Consider the following 16,829-nt stretch of genomic DNA (forward strand, 5'->3'; position numbering starts at 1 on the left):
TTTAAGGAGGAACAACAATGGCTCGTGTTAAAAGAGGAGTAACTACTCGTAAAAGACGTAAAAAATTATTAAAACAATCAAAAGGCTACTTCGGTGCTAAAGGAAATTTATATAGAGTTGCGAAGCAACAAGTAATCAAATCAGGTCAATATGCATACCGTGACCGTAAAAATAGAAAGCGTGAATTCCGTAAATTATGGATCGCACGTATTAACGCTGCAGCGCGTCAACACGACATCAGCTACAGCCGTTTAATGAACGGTCTTAAACTTGCTGGCATCGAAATGAACCGTAAAATGCTTTCTGAAATCGCAATTAACGATGAAAAAGCATTCGAACAGTTAGTAAACACAGCAAAAGACGCTTTAAAATAATGTCTATCATCCACATTGAGTAATCAATGTGGATTTTTTAGTATAGATATATTTTTATTATTTGATTCAGGATTAATAAATCAGTTTTTAAATGTGCTAAAATAATGATTATAAAAGAAAGGGGATACATATGGATAAACAATTAGAATTACTAAAATCTCTAACAGATGTGAATGGAATTTCTGGTTTTGAATATGATGTTAAAAAACTAATGAAAGAATATTTAACACCAGTTTCTGATGAGCTCATTGAAGATAACTTAGGTAGTATTTTCGGTAAGAAAAAAGGGAATGGATCACGCACGATCTTAATTGGTGGTCACTTAGACGAAATCGGATTTATGGTCACACAAATTGACGATAAAGGGTTTATTAAATTTACACCGATCGGTGGTTGGTGGAGTCAAGTTATTTTATCTCAAAAAATGACACTCGTGACAGATGACGGCGAGTATATTGGTGTTGTTGGTTCTACACCTCCACATATGTTATCGCCTGAAGCACGTAAGAAAACAGTCGATATTAAAGATATGTATTTAGATATCGGTGTAAAAGATAAAGAAGAAGCAGAATCTCTCGGAGTTAAGCCTGGAGACATGATCGTGCCTTATACTGAATTTACAGAAATGGCAAACAAAGATTACGTTTTAGCAAAAGCATTTGATAACAGATTCGGTTGTGCACTTGCGGTGGAAGTGTTAAACGAATTAAAAGAAGAAGAAATTGATATTAACTTAGTGAGTGGAGCGACAGTCCAAGAAGAAGTCGGACTACGCGGTGCACAAACTGCTGCACATAAAGTAAATCCGGACCTTGCGATTGCAATTGATGTTGGTATCGCAACAGATACTCCAGGACTTCAAACGAGTGACGGTGTTGGAGTGCTTGGAGACGGACCATTACTCGTCATGTTAGATGCGACAAATATTGGACACGTCGGATTTAGAAAACACGTTCAAAAGCTCGCGAAAGAAAAAGGAATCGACGTACAACTTCAAGCTATCCCTGGTGGTGGAACAGATGCTGGACGTTTCCATACAGTTCACGACGGCGTACCATCACTTGCGATCGGTGTACCTTTAAGATACATGCACTCAAACGTAAGCATCATGCACCGTGAAGACTTTAAAAATGCAGTAAAACTTGTCGTTGAAATCGTAAAATCATTAAATGATGACGTCGTTGACAATATCAAATGGTAATTACGTCTAAAGATAATAAGCGTATCAAAGAAATACGTAAACTATTAACTAAAAAAGGGCGTACAAAAGCACAACAATTCTTAATTGAAGGTGAACACTTAATCGAAGAAGCGATTCAGTTTGGTGCACATATTGAAGAGATTTTCGTGCTTGAAACAGATACGTTTAACTTTGATTTAAAAACGACTGTCGTCACAAAAGACGTCATGTCGTCGCTATCGAAACTGGTGACACCGCCGGGTATTATCGCAGTCGTTCGTATGGAAACAAAAAGTATTGAAAGTGATCGAGTCCTTGCTATTGACGGTATACAAGATCCTGGAAATCTTGGCACTTTAATTCGTACAGCCGATGCCTTTAATTTTAAACGTATTTTAATCGGTAAAAACACAGTTGATGCTTATAGCGATAAAGTACTAAGAAGTAGTCAAGGTAGCCATTTTCACGTCTCACTTGAAGACGTAGACTTGATTGAAGTGATGCAAAATTTCAACGGGACAATACTTACGACAGATCTCTCAGGAGAACCACTTACAAATATTGTTATGGATGACAAAGTGATGATCATTCTTGGAAACGAAGGTCAAGGAGTTAGTCAAGAAGTACTCGAGCATGCGAATTATAAAGTAAAAATTGATATGCCAGGAGACGCTGAAAGTTTAAATGTCGCCGTTGCTGGTGGTATTTTAATGCATCAGTATAGTCTTTAAGTTTTTTAAAAAATCATGTATAATTAAGTCAATCGAATAATAACTTCAAGTGAAGTAGGCATAAATGACAAAGTTAGTATGACCAGAGAGTGAATACGATTGGTGGAAGTATTCTCATACTATAGTCAGGGTTCACCTAACAGATGAAGTTAAAGGGTCATTTCCTTATCAAATGAGAGAGCCTGTTTAACAGGAATTTAGGTGGTACCACGGAACTCCGTCCTATTGTTATAGGATGGAGTTTTTTTATGCGAAAAAATAAATGAGGTGAAAGTATTGAGTTATAAAGACATCGATATGCAAGCGATTAAAGAAAAATTTGAATCGCTATTTGAAGATGCCGCGGATCGTAAACAACTCGACGATTTACGCGTTAAATTTTTAGGTAAAAAAGGAACTGTCACGACGTTAATGCAACATATGAAAGACATTCCAAATGAAGAGAAAAAGGAATTCGGACAAAGCGTCAATGCGCTACGTCAATCAATTCAACAAAAATTAGAGCAAGGTATTGAAGAAGTTGAAGCACGTTTACTAAAGAAAAAATTAGAAAATGAAACGATTGATGTTACGTTACCAGGAAGACAACGTCCAATCGGTGGAAAACATCCGCTTCAACATATTATCGACGGTATCGAAGATATTTTTGTCGGTCTCGGTTATGAAGTGTATGAAGGTTATGAAGTTGAAAGTGATTACTATAACTTTGAAGCTTTAAACTTACCTAAATCTCACCCAGCACGTGATATGCAAGATTCGTTTTATATTTCTAACGAAACACTACTGCGTACACATACGTCACCAGTACAAGCACGCGTATTAAATGCAGCTAAAGGTAAAGGACCTATTAAAATTATCTGTCCTGGTAAAGTGTATCGCCGAGATAGTGATGACGCGACACATTCTCATCAATTTACTCAAATTGAAGGACTTGTTGTCGACAAAAATATTTCTCTTGCAGATTTAAAAGGGACACTCGAATTATTCTTAAAAGAAATTTTTGGTCAAGACCGTGAAATTCGATTACGTCCAAGTTACTTCCCATTTACTGAGCCGAGTGTTGAAGTTGACGTATCGTGCTTTAAATGTGGCGGAAAAGGATGTAACGTTTGTAAACAATCCGGATGGATTGAAATTTTAGGTGCTGGTATGGTGCACCCGAACGTATTAGAAATGGCCGGATTTGATAGTAGTGAATATAGCGGATTTGCTTTTGGTATGGGACCAGACCGTATGGCGATGTTATATTACGGTGTGGAAGATATCCGTCATTTATATACAAACGACTTACGATTCTTAGAACAGTTTAAATATATTGAAGAAAGAGGGGTTAAACATGAGAGTATCTAAAGAATGGTTAGATCAGTTTATCCCGCTAGAGGTTTCAAAACACGAGTTAAGTGAAAAGATTACTAGAAGCGGTATTGAAGTCGATGACATTATCGATTATAGAGAAGAAGTGAAAGATGTTGTCGTCGGTTACGTAGAAGAATGCGTGCAGCATCCAGATGCCGACCGATTAAACGTCACGAAAGTAAATATTGGGAACGAAACGGTACAAATTGTATGTGGTGCACCAAATATTAAAGCAGGGGTTTACGTCATCGTTGCAAAAGTTGGCGGCACAATTCCAGGACTTAAACTCCGTAAAGCAAAATTACGTGGGGTAGAATCTCATGGAATGATTTGTAGTTTAGAAGAGCTCGGTATAGAGAAAGATTTAACACCTAAAAAATATGAAGATGGTATTTTCATCTTTAGTGAGAATGAAGATGTGACAGTCGGACAAGATGCGTTAGAAGCACTTTACTTAAATGACTACGTCTTAGAGTATGATCTCACACCAAACCGTAAAGATGCGTTATCAATGATAGGTAGTGCGTATGAAGCGCGCGCACTATTTGGTGGAGAAGTGACAGAACCGGATCAGACGTTTAAAGAACACGAGTCAGCTTCAAAATTATCTGTAACGATTGAAGATAAAGAAAGCGTTCCTTATTACGGTGCGCGTGTCGTTAGAGACGTAATGATTCAACCGAGTCCGTTATGGATGCAGATGCGTTTAATTAAGTCTGGAATTCGCCCAATTAATAACGTTGTTGATATTTCTAACTACGTATTATTAGAATTTGGTCAACCGATTCATATGTTTGATTACGATAAAATTGGTAGTACAGAAATTGTAACGCGTTATGCTAAAGATGGTGAGACGATGACGACTCTTGACGGAAAAGAACGTGAACTGTTAGAGTCAGATATCGTCATTACGAACGGTAAAGAGCCAGTCGCCCTCGCAGGCGTAATGGGTGGAGACTTTTCTGAAGTTAAAGATGACACGAAAAATGTTGTTATTGAATCTGCGCTATTTGATCCGGTCAATGTCCGTAAAACGTCATCTCGCTTAAACCTACGTAGTGAGGCATCACAACGTTTTGAAAAAGGCGTATCGCACGTGTTTGTATTAAAAGCATTAAACCGTGCGGCACATTTACTTGAAAAGTACGCAGGCGGAACGGTAGAGGAAAAAATTATATCTGATGGACAGTTAGATTTAGAGGATACGACAATTAAGACTTCAGTCGACTTTTTAAATCAACGACTTGGATTATCTCTAAGTTCTGATGAGGTTAAAGAAATTTTAAACCGACTTGGCATTAAAGTCGAAGGTGAGAATGAGTTAACGTGTTATATCCCGTCTAGAAGAGACGATTTAAAAATTAAAGAAGATATTTCTGAAGAAGTCGCACGTATTTATGGTTATGATAATATCCCTTCAACATTACCGAAATATAGTAAAATCACGCCGGGTCAACTAACAGATTCGCAAGTGAAAACGAGAAGTATGCGTGAATTGTTAATGTCAAATGGCTATAGTCAGACGATTAACTACGCATTAACGAGTGAAGAAAATATCGGTTTATTTACACCGTTAAAAGAAGGGTTAAAACTTAGCATGCCGATGAGTGAAATGCATTCAGTGTTAAGAATGAGTCTTATCCCACACCTCGTGAACAACGCGACATATAATATGAACCGTATGCAAGAGCGTGTTGAAATTTTTGAAATTGGAAATGTATTTAAATCAAATGGTCAAACAGAGTTACCAGATGAGATTCAAAAGTTAGCAATTTTATCGACAGGTAAAGTAAATGACACGAAATGGTTAAAAACAACACACGAACCGGACTTCTATCACGTTAAAGGAATTGTCGAAGCAATTTTTACAGAGTTTAATTTATTAAGTTCTGTACGATTTGAAGCGACGCAAGACTACGAGGAACTACATCCAGGTCGTAGTGCTCACATTTTCTTAGATGACGTTAATGTTGGAGTCATTGGTGAGCTTCATCCGACGTATCGTAAAACACATGACTTAGGACAAACGACAGTTGCTGAAATTGATCTCGCATATATTTTAGACAATAGTGCATCAATTGAGTACGAACCAATCGTTAAATTCCCTTCGATTTCTCGAGATATCGCTCTAGAAGTGCCGAGAGAGATTACGTCTCAATCGATTATCGATTTAATCTGGTCGTTACGTCCGAATTATTTAGTCGATGTATATCCATTTGATGTGTACGAAGGCGAACATATTGACGACGATAAAAAGTCGATCGGATTACATTTAATTTATCTCAATAAAGAAGACACTTTAAAAGACAGTGATGTAAAAGAAGCACATGATCCAATTATTGAAAAGTTAGAAGCAGAAGGATTTACGATTCGTGAATAATAAAGAGGCATATTTGCCTCTTTTTTCAATGATTTAATTAGATTTGTTGTGAATACGCACATCCTTCAGTATAATTAAAATAAATTTAAATGAATTATTGATGAAAAAGAGAGAGTACTATGGAAAATAAAAAGAATAGAGTATCTGTTAAAATTTACAATAATGAATATACGTTAGTCGGTGCAAATGATAGAGAATATTTAGAGCGAGTTGCTGAAGCGGTCGATGAAAAAATAAGTGAAGTTGCACGTATGAATGCTGGTTTAGATTTACATCGTAAAGCAGTGTTAACGTGTGTAAACTTAATGGATGATTACTTACAACTCGAAGAAAAGTATGAAGACGTCTTAAAGCAATTAAAAGAGTCAAAGGAATAGTCTATGACAATTTTAATTATTATACTCATCGTAATTGGTGGAATTGTAGGGTATAGACGTGGAGGCATCCTTCAGTTTTTACATTTCTTCGGTACGTTATCAGCCATAATTATTGCGCGACTCAATTATAAACAGCTCGGAGACCGACTCGATCTAATTATGCCGTACCCATCTAGCATTTCTGAAGTAAATAATATCGTCTTTGATGATATTGCGAATTTAGAACAAGCATATTATTATATTTCTGCGTTTTTAATTATTTTTATCGTGTCAAAAATTATAATTCAGATTGTGATTAGTGTATTTGACTACATCAATCAAATTGTTTTTGATAGAAAAACGAGTAAAATTGTTGGAACAGTGTTAGGAATCATTGAATGTCTGTACATTTTAGCGATTGTTTTATTTTTCGTTGGTACAGTTCCATCAACAACACTACAACAGATGGTCGGTAACTCGAGTTTAGCGACGTTTATAATCGACCATACGTTATTTATTTCTGGCAAGTTAAAAGACTGGTCACAAATATAGCTTATAGTAGGGCCAGAGTGGCCCTATTTTTTATGGAGGAATACAGATGACAAAAAGAGATATTATACGTATGCTCGAAGAAATTGCAACGTATTTAGAATTAAATTTAGAAAACTCATTTAAAGTTTCTGCATATAGAAAAGCAGCAGCAGCGCTCGAAAAAGATCCGCGCGCACTTTCTGAAATTGAGTCTTTCGACGGGATAAAAGGTATTGGTAAATCGACAAAAGAAGTAATCGAAGAATATTTAGAGAAGAATCAAAGTACAGTGTTAAACGAATTAAAAGAACGTACACCTGTCGGGTTAACATATATGACAAAAATTCCAGGGCTCGGTGCAAAACGAGTCGCAAAGATTTATGAAGAGACAGGTATCGACAATTTAGATGACTTCGAACGGTTTTTACGGGACGGCAAACTTCAACAACTCCCTGGGTTTGGTAAAAAGACAGAAGAAAATATATTAAATGGTCTGATTTCGTTAAGCGAAGTAAAGCGTCATCCAATATCTACAGTCATGACGATACGAAAAAATATCGAAAGTTTTTTATCGTCATTAAATTATGTCGAACGCTTTGATATCGCAGGGAGTGCAAGAAGGTTCAAAGAAACGAGTGGAGATATTGATTTTATCGTTCAGTTAAGTGACAGTCACGAATTCATAAAAGACATTGAAGACGCATCCTTTTTTAAGTCGTTTATCACTAAAGGGGATAAAAAGGTTTCGATTCAATATACGGAAGGTTTAGTCAATATACAAGTAGATTTTAGGCTCGTTCAAGGTGACGAATATTACTCTACGTTACAGCACTTTACAGGGAGTAAAGATCATAACGTGAGAATGCGACAAATCGCAAAATCACGTAACGAAAAAATTAATGAATACGGCGTCGAAAGTGACGGTAAAATTATAACGTTTGATAGTGAAGCGCAATTTTATAAACACTTTGATTTACCATATATCCCGCCAGCGATGCGTGAAACTGGTTCTGAAGTAGACGTTAATATGAGTGAGATTATTACGCTCGATGATATTAAGGGAGATATTCATATGCATACGACGTATAGTGATGGTGCATATAGTATACGTGAGATGGTCGAAGCATGTATAGAGCGTGGTTACGAGTATATCGTCATTACAGATCACTCTAAAAGTTTACCCGTTGCAAATGGGTTAAGTGAAGAGCGTTTACTAAAACAAATCGAAGAAATACGTAAAATTAACGATGAATATGATGAAATTGACGTCTATGCAGGTACTGAAATGGATATTCTAAGTGACGGAACACTCGATTATTCAGATGATATATTAAAATCGCTCGACTACGTCATTGCGAGCATTCACTCTAACTTCAATCAGACTGAAGAGGAAATTATGCACCGACTAAAATGTGCAATGCATAATCCATATGTCAGACATATCGCGCATCCAACAGGGCGGTTAATTGGTCGACGTGACGGCTATAATGTTAATATGGAAGAGTTGTTACAAATCGCAAAAGATACGCGTACTATTTTAGAAGTGAATGCGAATCCGAATCGTTTAGATTTATCGAGTAACGCTATTTATGGAAAAGATATCATGTTAACAGTAAATACAGACGCGCATCATATCGATCATTTAGCGTTTATGGAATACGGTATCGCAACGCTTCAAAAAGGACAGGTTAATAAGAAAAACGTAATCAATACATTATCTAGACAAGCATTTAAACAATTTATAGAAGATGGTAAGTGATAAGAAATGAATGAACGTACAATACGCGCTCTAGAATTTAACAAAATTTTAGAGCGAGTAAAATCGTATGCAATGAGTGAAAAAACGAAAAGTAAAATATCTCCTAAATTATTTGCAACGTCTGTAATAGAAGTAAAAGAAAACCTTGCTGAAACAGATGATATTTTAACGATTTTACGCCATCAAAACTTAGAGATGGCAGGCATTTCAGACATGAAAGTCTATGTAAAACGTGCTCAAATTGGTAGTGTGTTAACGGTCGATGAGTTTTTAAAAATTAAAAGTAACTTATATCGTAAAGATACGTTGAATCGTGTGATCGAATCATTTAAAGAAAACGAAATAGAACTTCAGTCAATTGAACGCTACACGTCACAACTCCCTGAAGATAAATCACTCTATAAAGAAATTACGAGTACAATCGATGAAAGTGGCGTATTAGATCACGCGTCAAACGAATTATTAAAAATACGTCGACAAATTACACGTGAAGAAAGTTCAATTCGTACGCGCTTAAACGACATTTTAAGAAAATCTAGCAAGCATTTAAGTGACTCAATTATTACGATGAGAAATAATAGGTTTGTACTTCCAGTTAAAGCAGACTCTCAAAGTTCAGTGCGTGGTATCGTCCACGACGTAAGTGCGACAGGTCAAACGGTATACATTGAACCGATGGCCATCGTCGAATTATCAAATAAAATTGCGAGACTACGTGAACAAGAAAATGTTGAAGTAGAAAAGATATTAATTGAACTTACAGAGAGAGTTGTATTAGAAGCAGAATCGTTAATTCTTATCGATGATATACTTCATCATTTAGATCTCGTGCACGCGAAAGCGAAATACGGTAATGCTATAAACGGAACAATTCCAATTATAAGTGAAGATGAAGAACTTCATTTAACAAAGGCGTATCATCCACTGATTGATATCGATGACGTTGTAAAAAACGATATTCATATCGGTGATTTGTCGGTCATTATTACAGGACCAAACACTGGTGGTAAAACTGTTACGATTAAAACAATTGGTTTATGTGCAGCGCTCGCTCAAAGTGGGATTCCAATTCCAGCGTTAGACGGCTCAAGACTCCCAGTATTTGATAGTATTTATGCGGATATTGGTGACGAGCAGTCTATCGAGCAATCGTTATCGACGTTTTCAAGTCATTTAACGAATATTAGTCATATATTAGACGTTGCGACAAAAGACAGTTTAGTTATTTTAGACGAGCTCGGTGCAGGAACGGACCCAGAAGAAGGGGCAGCGCTCGCGATCAGCATATTAGAATTTTTACTCGATAAAAATATTAAAACGATAGCAACGACACACTATAAAGAGTTAAAGTCGTTTTCATATAGCCGTGAAGACGTAATCAATGCGTCGATGGAATTTGATGTCGACACATTGTCACCAACGTACCGTTTAATGATCGGTATTCCAGGTAAATCAAACGCATTTAAAATCTCAGAAAAACTAAAGTTAAATTCCTCAGTCATACGTCGTGCTGAAGAATTGTCCGGAAGAGATAACTTTGAAATCAACGAAATGATCGAGTCGTTAGAACGACATACAAAATCTGCGAGAATCCATGAAGAAGAAACGTATCAATTATTAAAAGAAACTAAAGATATTCATAAAACGTTAAACGGATTTATGGCAGACTACGAATATCAGAAAACTCGACTCATTGAAGCGGCTGAAGATAAAGCGAATACCATCATTAAAGATGCAGAAAGAAAAGCATCTGAAATTATCGAAGAGCTAGAGCTCATGAAGTCTCTCGGTGTTGATAATATCGAATCACATAAACTTATCGAAGCTAAAAAGGCATTAACAGATAGCTATTATGAAAAAGATATTAAAAAAGAGGTTACTTCAGAAGATAATACAGAACTTCATGTCGGTGATTCTGTCGATGTTTTATCGTACGGACAAAAAGGTGATGTCATCGAAGTCGATGGTGACGAGGTCACTGTTCAAATGGGTATAATTAAGATGAAAATCCCACGTAACGAGCTTAAAAAGCGTAAAGAGAAAAAAGTAAAACCGGTCATTTCTAGAAAAGTAAGTCGACAAAGTGTTCCGAATAAACTGGATTTACGCGGAGAGCGATATGAAGATGCGGTCATTCGACTTGACCGTTATATAGATCAAGTCGTGTTATCGAATTTAAATGAAGTTGAAATCATCCACGGTAAAGGGACAGGTGCTTTAAAAGAGGCAGTTGAAAAAACACTTAGAAGACATAGTAAAGTAAAATCGTTTAGACAAGGTTTACCGTCAGAAGGTGGATTTGGCGTAACGATTGTGACGATGAAGTAGGTGCTAAATATGGATAATTTTGATATGTATAAGCTCGCAAAAGTACTGATCACATTTGCAGTGATCATGTTTATTGCAGGGATATTATATTTAACTGTATTTCAATAAGCATAATATTTTTCTATATAATAAAAACTGTTATAATATATTTACAATACATTTTGGAGGCATAATACTATGGCAATTTATGAAGTGAATGATTCAGATTTTAAAGAAAAAATTAGCGAAGGTGTAAAACTTGTAGACTTTTGGGCGCCTTGGTGTGGACCATGTAAGATGATTGCACCAGTACTAGAAGAAGTTGCAACAGAAGTTGAAGGTAAAGCGGACATCCTTAAAGTAAACGTGGATGACAACCAAGCTACTGCAGCTGATTACGGAGTTATGTCTATTCCTACTTTAATTCTTATGAAAGATGGAGAAGAAGTAGACAAAGTTGTTGGCTTCCAACCAAAAGAGCAACTCGTTTCATTAATCGAAAAACACTTATAATATACGACTAAGCCGCGATGAGCGGCTTTTTTTATATCAATTGAGGGATCACTTATGGAAAAAGATTCACAGTTAAAGTTAAAACTTTCGGTGTTACCAAAAGAACCTGGCTGTTATTTAATGAAAAACAAACGCGATGAAATTATTTACGTCGGTAAAGCTAAAAATTTAAGGAATCGTGTACGATCATATTTTACCGGTGCACACGATGAAAAAACGATGCGACTTGTGAGTGATATCGTCGACTTTGACTTTGTCATCACAGATTCTGAAGTTGAGTCATTATTACTAGAAAACACTTTAATAAAAAAGCATCAACCACGTTATAACATTTTATTAAAAGACGATAAAAGTTATCCGTTTATAAAAATTACGAATGAACGACATCCACGTCTACTCGTTACACGTACGGTAAATAAACGAACAGGCAAATATTTTGGGCCGTATCCAAACGCTTATAGTGCACATGAAACAAAACGATTACTTGATCGTATTTATCCGTTACGAAAATGCGATACGATGCCGGATAGATTATGTTTGTATTACCACATTGGGCAGTGTCTTGGACCATGTGTGTATGAAGTAACAAAAACAGAAAATAACAAAATGATTCAAGGAATCACAAACTTTTTAAACGGTGATACCGATTCAGTCATAACAGATCTTGAAAATAAAATGCAAAAAGCATCAGAAGCATTAGAATTTGAACGTGCCAAAGAATATCGTGATTTAATTCATCATATAAATGCGACGATGGAAAAACAAAACATGCTAACGAGCGATATGACAGCGAGAGATGTGTTCGGATTTTACACGTACAAAGGTTGGATGGCAGTTAGTGTCTTGCTGATTCGTAACGGTAAACTGATTGAGAAAAAAGCAGAAATATTTGCAATGAATGATACAGTCGACGAAGAATTTAACCGTTTCGTCTTTCAGTTCTATGAGCTAGATTCGAACTTAAAACCAAAAGAAGTTCATTTACCAGTATCAATTGACCCAGTGATTTTAAATAAAGCATTACCGATGAAAACAATCACCCCAAAACGTGGTAGTAAACGTGAAATGGTTGATCTAGCGTGTAAAAATGCCGAAGTTGCAATTAAAAGTCGCTTTGAAATTATCGCGCGAGATGAAAGACGGACGACAGAAGCGATTGAAACACTTGGAGACGTACTGAATATTGAAACTCCAAGGCATATCGAAGCGTTTGATAACTCAAACATTCAAGGCGCAGATCCTGTTAGTGCGATGGTCACTTTTATTGACGGAAAGCCAGATAAAAAGTCATATAGAAAATATAAAATTCGTACGGTAGAAGGACCAGATGATTACGAATCGATGAGAGAAGTGATTCGCAGACGTTATAGCCGTGTATTACGTGAAGGTTTGGCATTACCAGATCTCATAATCGTAGACGGTGGTATCGGACAAATGAACGCTGCGAAAAGTATTTTAAAAGATGAGCTCGGCGTATTTATTCCTGTCGCTGGTGTAAAAAAAGACGACAAACATAATACGGCAGAGTTGTTATACGGAGAAACTGCAGCAATCGTCCCTTTAAAGAAAACTTCACAAACGTTTTATTTACTACAACGTATACAAGATGAAGTCCACCGTTTTGCGATATCATTCCATCGAAATACGCGTAAAAAAACAGCATTTCGTTCTGCGTTAGACGATATTAAAGGACTTGGTCCAAAGCGTAAACAAGCGATGTTACGTGCCTTTGGATCAGTAGAAAATATGAAAACAAAATCCGTTGAAGATTTTCAAAGAATTGGGATTCCACAAAACATTTCAGAGGCAATTGTTGAAAAACTTAACAATAATAGCTGAAAAGGCTTTATAGTGTCTTGATTTAACTGATAATGAGTCGTAAAATATAAAGCAAACACTATGATTTGTTAATTTGGTTAGGGGGGACAATAGTGTCTAAACAAGATTCGAGCTTTTTTGTGAGAAGATTGCATTCATTGCTTGGAGTTGTGCCACTCGGTGTGTTCTTAGTTCAACACCTGATCATCAACAACTTCGCAACACGTGGACCTGAAGCGTTTAACACGGCTGCTGGATTCATGGGTAACTTGCCTTTTGTTTTAGTTCTTGAAACATTTGTCATTTACTTACCGATTTTATTCCATGGTATTTACGGTGTGTATATTGCATTTACTGCAAAAAACAACGTAGGTCGATACGGTACATACAGAAACTGGATGTTCCTTATTCAGAGAATTACGGGAATTATTGCATTCGTATTTATTGCGATTCACGTCTATCAAACACGTTTCCAAGTACTACTAGGTGCTGAAGTAAACTTTGATATGATGGCAGATATTCTCGGTAGTCCATTTTGGTTTGTATTCTATGTAGTCGGTGTTCTTGCGGTCGTATTCCACTTTGCAAACGGATTATGGTCATTCATGATTACATGGGGAATTACACAATCACCAAAATCTCAGCAAATAATGAGCTATGTTGCGATTATCGTTTTTGTAATTGTTGGATTCATCGGCGTTCAAACATTATTCGCATTTATTTAAAGGAGTGTCACTAATGGCAAATAATAAAGTTATCGTTGTCGGGGGTGGACTTGCAGGTCTAATGGCAACGATAAAAGCAGCAGAAAGCGGCGCACAAATTGATCTATTTTCAATTGTTCCAGTTAAACGTTCACACTCTGTATGTGCACAAGGTGGAATTAACGGTGCCGTAAATACAAAAGGTGAGGGAGATTCACCTTATAAACACTTTGATGATACGGTGTACGGTGGAGACTTTTTAGCCAACCAACCACCGGTTAAGGCAATGACTGAAGCAGCACCAAAAATTATTCACTTACTCGACCGTATGGGCGTTATGTTTAGCCGAACACCAGAAGGTTTACTTGACTTCCGTCGTTTCGGTGGAACGCTATATCACCGTACGGCATTCGCAGGAGCAACGACTGGTCAACAGTTATTATATGCACTTGATGAGCAAGTGAGAAAATATGAAGTTGAAGGTTTAGTAACAAAATACGAAGGTTTTGAATTTTTAGGCATCGTTAAAGATGCTGAAGGTCGTGCACGTGGTATTACAGCGCAAGACATCAAAACGGGTGAAATTCGTTCGTTCGGTGCTGACGCGGTAATTATGGCTACAGGTGGACCTGGAATTATCTTTGGTAAATCGACAAACTCAATGATTAACACTGGATCAGCAGCGTCAATCGTGTACCAACAAGGTGCAGTTTACGCAAACGGTGAGTTCATCCAGATTCACCCAACAGCAATTCCTGGTGACGACAAATTACGTCTTATGAGTGAGTCAGCGCGTGGTGAAGGTGGACGTATTTGGACATACAAAGACGGTAAACCTTGGTATTTCTTAGAAGAGAAATACCCACACTACGGTAACCTCGTACCAAGAGATATCGCGACGCGTGAAATCTTTGATGTATGTGTAAATCAAAAGTTAGGTATTAACGGAGAAAACATGGTTTACTTAGACCTTTCTCATAAAGATCCACATGAGTTAGACGTTAAACTTGGTGGTATTATCGAAATCTATGAGAAATTTACTGGAGACGATCCACGTAAAGTTCCAATGAAAATCTTCCCAGCAGTACACTATTCAATGGGTGGATTATATGTAGATTACGATCAAATGACAAACATCCCTGGTCTATTCGCAGCAGGTGAGTGTGATTACTCACAACACGGTGCAAACAGACTTGGTGCAAACTCATTATTATCAGCAATTTACGGTGGTATGGTTGCTGGACCTAATGCGATCGACTATGTGAACTCTTTAGAAACGACTTACGAAGAGTTAGATAGTGCAATTTTTGATGAAGCAGTAAAAGTCGAAGAAAATCGCTGGGAAAACATTCTTAACATGAAGGGTGAAGAGAACGCATATCAATTACACCGTGAACTTGGTGAATTAATGACAAACAACGTAACAGTTGTTAGAGAAAACGCAAAATTAGTTGAAACAGATAAACAAATCGTTAAATTAATGGAAAGATATCAAAATATTAATATGGACGATACGAAGCAGTGGAGTAACCAAGCTGCATTCTTCACAAGACAATTATGGAACATGTTAGTGTTAGCACGTGTAATTACAATCGGTGCATTAAACCGTAACGAATCTCGTGGTGCACACTACAAACCAGAATTCCCTGACCGTAACGATGAAGAATGGCTTAAAACTACAAAAGCGTATTACGAAGGGCCAACGGAAGCACCACGTTTTGAATATGAAGACGTTGATGTAAGCCTAATCCCACCACGCGTACGTGACTATACTAAGTAATCTGAGAGGAGTATTAAAATGGCAGAAACTATTAAATTAAAAATCAAACGCCAAGAAAACCCAGAATCACAAAGCTACTGGGAAGACTTTGAAATTCCTTACAGACCAAATATGAACGTCATCAGTGCGCTTATGGAGATTCAAAGAAACCCTGTGAACGCTAAAGGAGAAAAAACAACACCAGTCACTTGGGATATGAGTTGTTTAGAAGAAGTTTGTGGTGCGTGTTCAATGGTTATTAACGGAAACGCACGCCAATCATGTACTGCGCTAATTGACCAGTACACGCAACCAATCACGTTAGAACCGATGAGCACATTCCCAGTCGTTAGAGACTTACAAATTGACCGCTCACGTATGTTCGATAGCTTAAAACGTGTAAAAGCATGGGTACCAATCGATGGTACATACGATCTTGGTGCAGGTCCTCGTATGCCTGAAAAACAACGTCAAGTTGCATATGAACTTTCTAAATGTATGACTTGTGGTGTATGTTTAGAAGTGTGTCCAAACGTAAACGACAAATCTGACTTTATCGGTGCAGCACCGATTTCACAAGTTCGTCTATTTAACTTACATCCAACAGGACGAATGAACAAAGACGAAAGATTAGATGCGTTAATGGGCAAAGGTGGAGTATCTGAATGTGGTATGGCACAAAACTGTGTTAAAGCATGTCCAAAAGGTATTCCATTAACAACGTCTATCGCATCTATGCAAAGAGAAACGACATTCCATATGTTTAAATCATTCTTTGGTAGTGACCATGAAGTAGAATAATATACAAAAAGATGTGTTTCGACACATCTTTTTTTATTTCAATTTTTAATTCATGTATAATATAGCCATATAGGTTAAGGTGGGGATAAGTATGCCTTTAAATATGAATAGTGCATCGATTGAAAAATCATTGAGGCATTTATCGGTGCAAGTAAGGCTATATGGTCGTGAAATATTAAAAGAATATAAATTATCAAAAATACAATTTATCGCATTACAATGGGTAAGTGATTCGAACGGTCAAACGATCGGTGAGGTTG

Annotated in this window: 14 protein-coding genes; all 14 read left to right on the plus strand. The window is 36.9% G+C overall.

The window, feature by feature from the left end; genetic code table 11:
- The first annotated feature begins 17 nt into the window (after positions 1–17).
- A complete protein-coding gene (gene rplT / locus HMPREF3029_RS03280) occupies positions 18–374 on the plus strand; it encodes a 50S ribosomal protein L20 (RefSeq protein ID WP_040928700.1) in 357 nt (118 codons plus the stop codon).
- A gap of 130 nt (positions 375–504) precedes the next feature.
- Complete coding sequence (locus HMPREF3029_RS03285) at positions 505–1,575, plus strand: M42 family metallopeptidase (protein WP_070622778.1); 1,071 nt, start codon at positions 505–507, stop codon at positions 1,573–1,575.
- Positions 1,569–2,285 carry a TrmH family RNA methyltransferase gene (locus tag HMPREF3029_RS03290; RefSeq protein WP_070709762.1) on the plus strand — a complete coding sequence of 239 codons (717 nt, stop codon included), beginning with the start codon at positions 1,569–1,571 and terminating at the stop codon, positions 2,283–2,285. The genes HMPREF3029_RS03285 and HMPREF3029_RS03290 overlap by 7 nt, the downstream gene beginning before the upstream one ends.
- Positions 2,286–2,582: 297 nt before the next feature.
- On the plus strand, positions 2,583–3,635 hold the full coding sequence (gene pheS, locus HMPREF3029_RS03295; RefSeq protein ID WP_070709980.1) for a phenylalanine--tRNA ligase subunit alpha: 1,053 nt from the start codon (positions 2,583–2,585) through the stop codon (positions 3,633–3,635).
- A complete protein-coding gene (gene pheT, locus HMPREF3029_RS03300) occupies positions 3,622–6,021 on the plus strand; it encodes a phenylalanine--tRNA ligase subunit beta (protein ID WP_070709765.1) in 2,400 nt (799 codons plus the stop codon). The genes pheS and pheT overlap by 14 nt, the downstream gene beginning before the upstream one ends.
- A gap of 119 nt (positions 6,022–6,140) precedes the next feature.
- Positions 6,141–6,398, plus strand: coding sequence for a cell division protein ZapA (locus HMPREF3029_RS03305; protein ID WP_040928696.1), 258 nt, complete (start codon positions 6,141–6,143; stop codon positions 6,396–6,398).
- A gap of 3 nt (positions 6,399–6,401) precedes the next feature.
- Positions 6,402–6,929, plus strand: a complete 528-nt coding sequence (locus HMPREF3029_RS03310; RefSeq protein WP_070709767.1) for a CvpA family protein — start codon at positions 6,402–6,404, stop codon at positions 6,927–6,929.
- Between the two features lie 46 nt (positions 6,930–6,975).
- Positions 6,976–8,667: a DNA polymerase/3'-5' exonuclease PolX gene (gene polX, locus HMPREF3029_RS03315; RefSeq protein WP_070709770.1), complete on the plus strand. Its 1,692-nt coding sequence runs from the start codon at positions 6,976–6,978 to the stop codon at positions 8,665–8,667.
- Between the two features lie 6 nt (positions 8,668–8,673).
- Positions 8,674–10,995, plus strand: a complete 2,322-nt coding sequence (locus HMPREF3029_RS03320; RefSeq protein WP_070709773.1) for an endonuclease MutS2 — start codon at positions 8,674–8,676, stop codon at positions 10,993–10,995.
- A gap of 177 nt (positions 10,996–11,172) precedes the next feature.
- The gene (gene trxA / locus HMPREF3029_RS03325; RefSeq protein ID WP_070709776.1) at positions 11,173–11,487 is read left to right on the plus strand and encodes a thioredoxin; all 315 of its coding nucleotides are present in this window, start codon (positions 11,173–11,175) and stop codon (positions 11,485–11,487) included.
- A gap of 54 nt (positions 11,488–11,541) precedes the next feature.
- Entirely contained in the window at positions 11,542–13,326 is a 1,785-nt protein-coding gene (gene uvrC, locus HMPREF3029_RS03330) for an excinuclease ABC subunit UvrC (RefSeq protein WP_070709779.1), read from the plus strand.
- A 92-nt stretch (positions 13,327–13,418) separates the two neighbouring features.
- Positions 13,419–14,030 carry a succinate dehydrogenase cytochrome b558 subunit gene (locus tag HMPREF3029_RS03335; protein ID WP_068129345.1) on the plus strand — a complete coding sequence of 204 codons (612 nt, stop codon included), beginning with the start codon at positions 13,419–13,421 and terminating at the stop codon, positions 14,028–14,030.
- A 13-nt stretch (positions 14,031–14,043) separates the two neighbouring features.
- The gene (gene sdhA, locus HMPREF3029_RS03340; RefSeq protein ID WP_070709782.1) at positions 14,044–15,789 is read left to right on the plus strand and encodes a succinate dehydrogenase flavoprotein subunit; all 1,746 of its coding nucleotides are present in this window, start codon (positions 14,044–14,046) and stop codon (positions 15,787–15,789) included.
- A gap of 18 nt (positions 15,790–15,807) precedes the next feature.
- The gene (sdhB, locus tag HMPREF3029_RS03345; RefSeq protein ID WP_040928684.1) at positions 15,808–16,569 is read left to right on the plus strand and encodes a succinate dehydrogenase iron-sulfur subunit; all 762 of its coding nucleotides are present in this window, start codon (positions 15,808–15,810) and stop codon (positions 16,567–16,569) included.
- The last annotated feature ends 260 nt before the right edge of the window (positions 16,570–16,829 follow it).

Source organism: Nosocomiicoccus sp. HMSC059G07, from assembly GCF_001815515.1.
GTDB classification, from domain to species: domain Bacteria; phylum Bacillota; class Bacilli; order Staphylococcales; family Salinicoccaceae; genus Nosocomiicoccus; species Nosocomiicoccus ampullae_A.

Bases quoted from the DNA above. Each gene is read 5' to 3' on its own strand.
- rplT (WP_040928700.1), top strand. From the start codon at position 18: ATGGCTCGTGTTAAAAGAGGAGTAACTACTCGTAAAAGACGTAAAAAA.
- HMPREF3029_RS03285 (WP_070622778.1), top strand. From the start codon at position 505: ATGGATAAACAATTAGAATTACTAAAATCTCTAACAGATGTGAATGGA.
- HMPREF3029_RS03290 (WP_070709762.1), top strand. From the start codon at position 1,569: ATGGTAATTACGTCTAAAGATAATAAGCGTATCAAAGAAATACGTAAA.
- pheS (WP_070709980.1), top strand. From the start codon at position 2,583: ATGCAAGCGATTAAAGAAAAATTTGAATCGCTATTTGAAGATGCCGCG.
- pheT (WP_070709765.1), top strand. From the start codon at position 3,622: ATGAGAGTATCTAAAGAATGGTTAGATCAGTTTATCCCGCTAGAGGTT.
- HMPREF3029_RS03305 (WP_040928696.1), top strand. From the start codon at position 6,141: ATGGAAAATAAAAAGAATAGAGTATCTGTTAAAATTTACAATAATGAA.
- HMPREF3029_RS03310 (WP_070709767.1), top strand. From the start codon at position 6,402: ATGACAATTTTAATTATTATACTCATCGTAATTGGTGGAATTGTAGGG.
- polX (WP_070709770.1), top strand. From the start codon at position 6,976: ATGACAAAAAGAGATATTATACGTATGCTCGAAGAAATTGCAACGTAT.
- HMPREF3029_RS03320 (WP_070709773.1), top strand. From the start codon at position 8,674: ATGAATGAACGTACAATACGCGCTCTAGAATTTAACAAAATTTTAGAG.
- trxA (WP_070709776.1), top strand. From the start codon at position 11,173: ATGGCAATTTATGAAGTGAATGATTCAGATTTTAAAGAAAAAATTAGC.
- uvrC (WP_070709779.1), top strand. From the start codon at position 11,542: ATGGAAAAAGATTCACAGTTAAAGTTAAAACTTTCGGTGTTACCAAAA.
- sdhA (WP_070709782.1), top strand. From the start codon at position 14,044: ATGGCAAATAATAAAGTTATCGTTGTCGGGGGTGGACTTGCAGGTCTA.
- sdhB (WP_040928684.1), top strand. From the start codon at position 15,808: ATGGCAGAAACTATTAAATTAAAAATCAAACGCCAAGAAAACCCAGAA.